Raw genomic sequence first — 5,841 nt, 5'->3', positions numbered from 1 at the left:
TATCACCGCGGAGCCCAGATGTGCTCCTGGGCCTCCGACCGGTCGTGTTGTCGGGGACTTCAACGAGTCACGCCCCAGTGCGATTACTTCGCCGATGCCTGCATCGCACTGAACAGATCGACCACGCTTTGCGGTGCGGTGTCGTCAAAAAACCGCTTTAGGTTCTGCTCGGTTTCTTGGGCCACCTTGCCGCTTCGTGGGAAGAGTCTCTTTTCGTAGACAGTGAGTGCGGCTTCGATCTCATCAGGATAGGCAAGGAGCGCCTGGGCAAGCTCCGCGCCATCAAGCATGGCGAGGTTCGCGCCTTCGCCAGAGAATGGGGACATCAGATGCGCGGCATCGCCGAGTAAAGTTGCGCCTGGCACCCGGCTCCAGCGATGACTAACCGGGAGCGCATAGATCGGTCGAAGCACTGGATCGGTGTCGCAGTCCGTGATGAGGGCAGTCAGCTGCGGAGCCCATCCTTCGAATTGCCCGGCGATATGAGCCAACCCAGCTTCAGCGTCACTGAAATCGATCGAAGCGATCCAGTCTTCCGGTTTGTTCAAGGCGACGTAGACATGCAGACTTCCGTCGGCATTGCGATGCGCCAGGATACCTTTGCCGGGCGCAACGGCCATCAGCGTGCCGCTGCCGATCGCCTCTGCGCTCGCCTTGTGGCGCGTGTCGCCATCGAAAAGGAATGTCTCGACGAAACACGTTCCCGTGTAGGCCGGCTTTGAATCAGAAAGCAGTGGACGGACCTTCGACCACGCGCCATCGGCCCCAATGACAAGGTCGCAGGTCACCTTTGAGCCGTCCATGAAGGTGATCTCATGGCGATTGTCCTCGGTAGCTGCCACGGACGTGACCTTATGGTCCCAATGGATCATATCGGCCGGGATCGAATCGATGAGCATCTTGCGAAGCTCGCCCCGGTCCACTTCAGGACGCTCGCCGCTGTGGCTGCCCGGCCTGTCGAACAAGATATGACAGTCCTTGTCGACAATCCGTTTTGCATCTTCGCCAGGACGGACGAGCTGAAGAAACGAGTCAAACAGACCTGCGGATTTGAGGGCGAGCTGACCGTTGTATGCGTGAATGTCGAGAAGTCCCCCCTGCGCTCTCGATGCAGAGGAGGCGTCGGCTTCATAGACCGTGGCTGAAACGCCATGGACATGAAGAACGCGGGCAAGCGTGAGGCCACCAAGGCCCGCACCAATGATTGCAATATGATTTCGCATTTTTAGCGCTCCAATGCATCCGTCGGAATGACGGTTGCCATGAGCCCGACTTCTCGTCGGGCGGTTGCTCTCGGAGACGCTGGCCGAACCGTGCTGTGCACAGTTGACGTGTACTCACCTGCCTGACGAAGGTGACAATGGTCAGGCAGTTGTTTTTCGCGACGGAGCCTAGAATAGGTCGGCTCCTTGCACGAAACAAGGTCCCCCTTCCCAGGAGCCACCCCGCTTTGTAGAAGGCCTTTCGCAGCCAATGTCCCGCAATGGCGCGCTTGAAAGACAGGACAAAGGCTGGCCGGTTTACGACCTGACACGACTCCGATTATCAGGAGGAGCCGTTTTCCGCGTCCATTTCCGCTATATCCTGGAACCTGTCGGCAATCCTGGCGTGAACGCGTCCGCCGTTGGCTGCACCAATGGCAACCAGCACTTCATCGGCACCCGGTGCATCGGCGATCTGGAAGTTCGCGGTGATGAAATGCGAGCGCCTCCCGTTCTCGCTCTTGTGCATCATTGGCAGTGACAACAACGCCCCCGCGGCGTTTCTGGTGTTGCAGAATTCGAGATAGGTGGAGCCGCCGACGGCATCGCGGAACAGATTGCCAAAGCGCAGCGTGTGGATCAGCGCCGAGGCGTGTTCGATTTCGCCATTGATACCGACGGCCGCGGCCTTGCCGTAGGATTCGATCTCGGCCGGCGGCATCAAGGCGGTCAGCCGCTGCGTAAGTTCGGCGCCGAGCCTGGGAGCGATGTCGATGATCTCGGGGCGAAGGTTTTCGACGAAGCCCCGTCCCATCCACGGGTTCTTCAACACGGCGGCGACGACGATCGATGTGACCGGTTTACCAGCGACCTTGCCGCCCTCGATCAGAACCTCGTCGATGAAGGTGCAGACTTTCCTGATTTCCATTCGCGCCAACGGTCCTTCCTGCCCAAACTCGAAAGGGCCAGGCTAGGAAGGCGCGCACCACGCGTCTTCCTCTGCTTCCAAGGAAAAACCGGATGTCTCGCTCTCGGAAGACGTGTAGCTTCACTCGGCCGCGAATTGCTTATATCGGCGCTCGCAGTGCCAACAGGAACAGATCGGTCAGCCGGAACAGTCGCACCAGTGAACCATCAGTCGCAAATCCTGTCGTTACGCGACGCCGCCAGCCTGATCAACTCAGGCGGCGATCTCAGCACGGTGTTGCGTGATCTGGTGTTGGCCGCCTGCCGGCATGCCGGATGGACGATGGGGTCGATCATGAGCATCGACGCACCGCATGGCCATGCTTACGTGATCGTTCGCCATGACCCGACCTTGATCCAGCGGTCGCTCCCCGACCGCTGGGAACTCGCCACCAGTCCGTCGATCGTCGCCCTGCAACGCAACGAGGCCGTCTATATCAGGGATGCCCGGGTCTCGGAGGAGTTTCCTGGCTATCGCATAGAGGCTTTCGAACGCGACTACCGCAGCGTTCTGGTAATGCCGATGAGTTGCGTCGACGAGGCCGGAAGGCCGATGGTGCTCAGCGTCATCTCGCGAGAGATCATGGACGTCAGCGCCGACGATCTCGCCTTCATCGGGATGATCGTCCATCTCGGTGAAATCGCTGTCGAGAAACAGCACAAGCTGCGCGAGGAGAAGCGTGCATCGGAACGGCTCCAGCAGGCGCTCCAGGCACACACGTCGCTGCTGCAGCAGGCCCTGGCCGAAAGCTCGATGCCTTCGCTTGCAGGCAGGATCGCAGCGCTTGTGCCCAACCCCGTCGTCGTGGTCGATTTCACCGCCAACCTGATCGTCGCCAGCCGCTCACCGAGCGAGAAGCATTTCGACGACGCGGCCTGGCAGCTTGCCGCCAGCACCAGCCTGCACCGGCAGATCATGAAGGTCGCGCGGTCGGCGGTGGATCAGCCGCACAGCGAGGCTCATACGTTCTTCCTCGACGACGGCACGCGCCGTCTGCGTCTCACCGCGAAGATCGAACCGTTGAGCGTTGATGCCGAGGCTGTCGGGGCAATGGTCATCTTCACCATGCAGGAGCCCTTCAGCCAGCTCGACCTGCTTCTGCTCGACAGCGCCAAATTCGCGCTCAGCGTCCAGATGATGCGCAGCTTCATCCGCTTCCGATTCGAGACACGCACGCTGACGGAGTTGTTCATGGAGGTGGTCGAGCATCGCTGGCACGACCCCGCAGATGTAATGCAGCGGGCGCAGCGGCTTGGCGTAGGGCTGGCATCACCAAAGCAGATGATCCTCATCGACCTGCCTGAAGCCGCCCAAAGCAGCGCCGGACGTCTGGTCGATCCGCATCATGCGGTGATCCGGTTGCTGCAGCAGAACTCGGTCGCGGCTGACATCATCGTCGTCGACAATGGCCTCGTCTGCCTGATCCCGGCTGAGCTGGGCGAAGACAGGGACCGTGTCGCCAAGCTGCTGCGCAAGGTTGCCGAGGAACTGGGGCGCCAATTCGGCCAGGAACCTTTCGTCGTTCTTTCCGGTCTCTGCACCAAACTTGCGGACTATCCCCCGGCATGGGATCGCTGCCGGCGCATGATCCGCATCGGACGCTCGTTCGGCCGGACCGGCGTCTTTGCCAGCCAGGATTTCGGCCCGCTGCCGATGCTGATCGCGGCCGCCGAGGTGGAGGATGTGCGGAGCTTCGTGCAGGACAGTGTCGGCGCCATCGCCGATCACGATCGCCAGCACGGCACCCCCTATATGGAGACGTTGTTCTCGTATCTGCGCGAAGGCTGCCGCAGCCAGGCCTGCGCTGATGCGATGGGGCTGCACGTGACCACCTTGCGGTACCGGCTGGCGCGCATCCAGGAGCTGTTCGGTGTCGATCTCGATACCCCTGAGCGGCGCTTTGCTTTCGAGCTCGCCATCCGCTTGCGCGAGGTCATCGACAACCGCGCTTCGGTCGAAAGATAGCATCGTTCCAGCCTCCGCCGTGCGGACTGTTTCCAGCCCGGGACTCTTCCCTGCTGCTTGCGTTGTTGTCCGCGATCCTTGCTCGCAAACACAGCAGCCTCTCTGCTTGCTGTTCCTATCAACAGGAGGAAGAACGGCTGCAGGTCAGCGGCTAACGTCTCGCGCAATACGAAGAGGGAACACGAGGCCAGATGCTGACGACCCCACAGCCAACGATCGATCCGATTGCACTGAGAAGGGCATTCGGAACCTTCGTGACCGGCGTCACAGTCATCACCACCCGCGACGCCGATGGCACGCCGCGCGGCATGACGGCCAACTCCTTCACGTCGGTCTCGCTTGATCCGCCGCTGCTTCTGGTTTGCGTCGGCAAGGCCGCTGCCAGCTATGCCGCGTTCAACGCGTCCGACTCCTTCGCGGTCAACCTTTTGCATGAGGGGCAGACTGACGTCTCGGCGGTCTTCGCCTCGAAGGCGCACGACAAGTTCGGCTCGATCAGCCATGACCGTGTCCACACCGGGGCGCCGATCCTCAACGAATGCCTGACCTGGTTCGACTGCACCGTGCACAACCGCGTCGATGCCGGCGACCATGTCGTTCTCATCGGCGCCGTGCAGGCGTTTGGCACCAGTCCGTCGGCACCGCTCGGCTTTTGCCGCGGACGCTATGCCTCGGTGAAGGATCCACTGCCACCGGGCTGGCTTGCTTCCCACTCGATGATCGTCGGCTATTTGATCGAAGCCGAAGGCAACATCCTGTTGCGCGCCAACGGCAAGGGCGGCTGGGTGCTGCCCAGCGCCAAGAGCCGCAAGGCGGAAAACGAACTCAAGCTCGAAGGCGGCGACGCACTGACGCTGCTTCCGGATGAGACGTTTCTTTATTCCGTCTTCGATGTCGCCGACAGCGATCCCGGCTACCTCATCTATCGCGCCCGTCTCTCCGGCGCTTCCGCCGCCCTCACATTGCCCGCGGGATTCAAGTTCTTTCCGCTGGCGGACCTTCCCTACGAAGACATTCCGGCGCGCGAAATCCGCGCGCTGCTGCGCCGCTACAGCCGCGAGCGGCACGACGAGCGCTTCAGCATCTACATGGATTCGGGCGATGGCGGGCGTCTCGCCAGCATTGATGGCGGTTCGAAGCCATGGATGCAAAGCCCCAAGGACGCCGAACAGGAACAGCCATGAAGACGTCAGTCAAATCGCTCGAGAATTCCCGCCAGCAGCTGTTCATCGGCGGCGGTTTCGTCGCACCGAAAGGCGGGCAATATATTCCAAGCTACGATCCAACGACCGCCAGGTCCTGGTATGAGCTGGCCGAGGCCGACGCATCCGATGTCGATGCCGCAGTCGCTTCAGCGCGGGCAGCCTTTGCCGATCCGGCCTGGCGCCGCATGACCCAGACCGACCGCGGCAAGCTCGTCTATCGCCTGGCGGAGCTGGTGCTCGAACATTCCGACGAGCTGGCGCTGATCGAGACACGCGACAATGGCAAGCTGCTCAAGGAAATGCGGGCGCAGATGCGCGCCATACCGGATTCCTACAGCTATTTCGCCGGAATGGCCGACAAGCTGCTGGGCGACACCATCCCCGTCAACAAGCTTGACATGCTGAACTTCAACATGCGCGAGCCGCTTGGCGTCATCGGCATGATCACGCCGTGGAACTCGCCGCTGATGCTGCTCACCGGCACCTTGGCGCCTTGCCTTGC

The 5,841-nt window shown here is 61.4% G+C and carries 5 protein-coding genes; 3 read left to right on the top strand and 2 right to left on the bottom strand.

The features are described 5' to 3' along the window. Positions 1–83: 83 nt before the first annotated feature. Together EN879_RS21815 and EN879_RS21810 are read right to left on the bottom strand one after the other, a co-directional pair. Positions 84–1,223: an NAD(P)/FAD-dependent oxidoreductase gene (locus EN879_RS21815; protein WP_063170693.1), complete on the bottom strand. Its 1,140-nt coding sequence runs from the start codon at positions 1,221–1,223 to the stop codon at positions 84–86. 322 nt (positions 1,224–1,545) lie between these two features. After that, positions 1,546–2,130 (bottom strand): amino acid synthesis family protein, encoded by a 585-nt coding sequence (locus EN879_RS21810; RefSeq protein ID WP_063170692.1) that lies wholly within the window; start codon positions 2,128–2,130, stop codon positions 1,546–1,548. 198 nt (positions 2,131–2,328) lie between these two features. Between EN879_RS21810 and EN879_RS21805 the strand changes: the two genes are divergently transcribed. The 3 genes from EN879_RS21805 to EN879_RS21795 all read left to right on the top strand — a co-directional run. After that, on the top strand, positions 2,329–4,134 hold the full coding sequence (locus EN879_RS21805) for a helix-turn-helix domain-containing protein (RefSeq protein WP_063170691.1): 1,806 nt from the start codon (positions 2,329–2,331) through the stop codon (positions 4,132–4,134). A gap of 191 nt (positions 4,135–4,325) precedes the next feature. Continuing rightward, positions 4,326–5,318: a flavin reductase gene (locus EN879_RS21800; protein ID WP_027161918.1), complete on the top strand. Its 993-nt coding sequence runs from the start codon at positions 4,326–4,328 to the stop codon at positions 5,316–5,318. Continuing rightward, positions 5,315–5,841 (top strand): aldehyde dehydrogenase family protein (locus EN879_RS21795; RefSeq protein WP_127274241.1); only part of this gene is annotated, 527 nt, incomplete at its 3' end. The genes EN879_RS21800 and EN879_RS21795, both read left to right, overlap by 4 nt.

Origin of the sequence: Mesorhizobium sp. M7A.F.Ca.AU.002.02.1.1, from assembly GCF_003998535.1 — a bacterium.
Lineage (GTDB): Bacteria > Pseudomonadota > Alphaproteobacteria > Rhizobiales > Rhizobiaceae > Mesorhizobium > Mesorhizobium ciceri.
The sequence above is the reverse complement of the archived record's forward strand: the minus strand, read 5'-3'. Positions and strand labels throughout refer to the sequence as shown.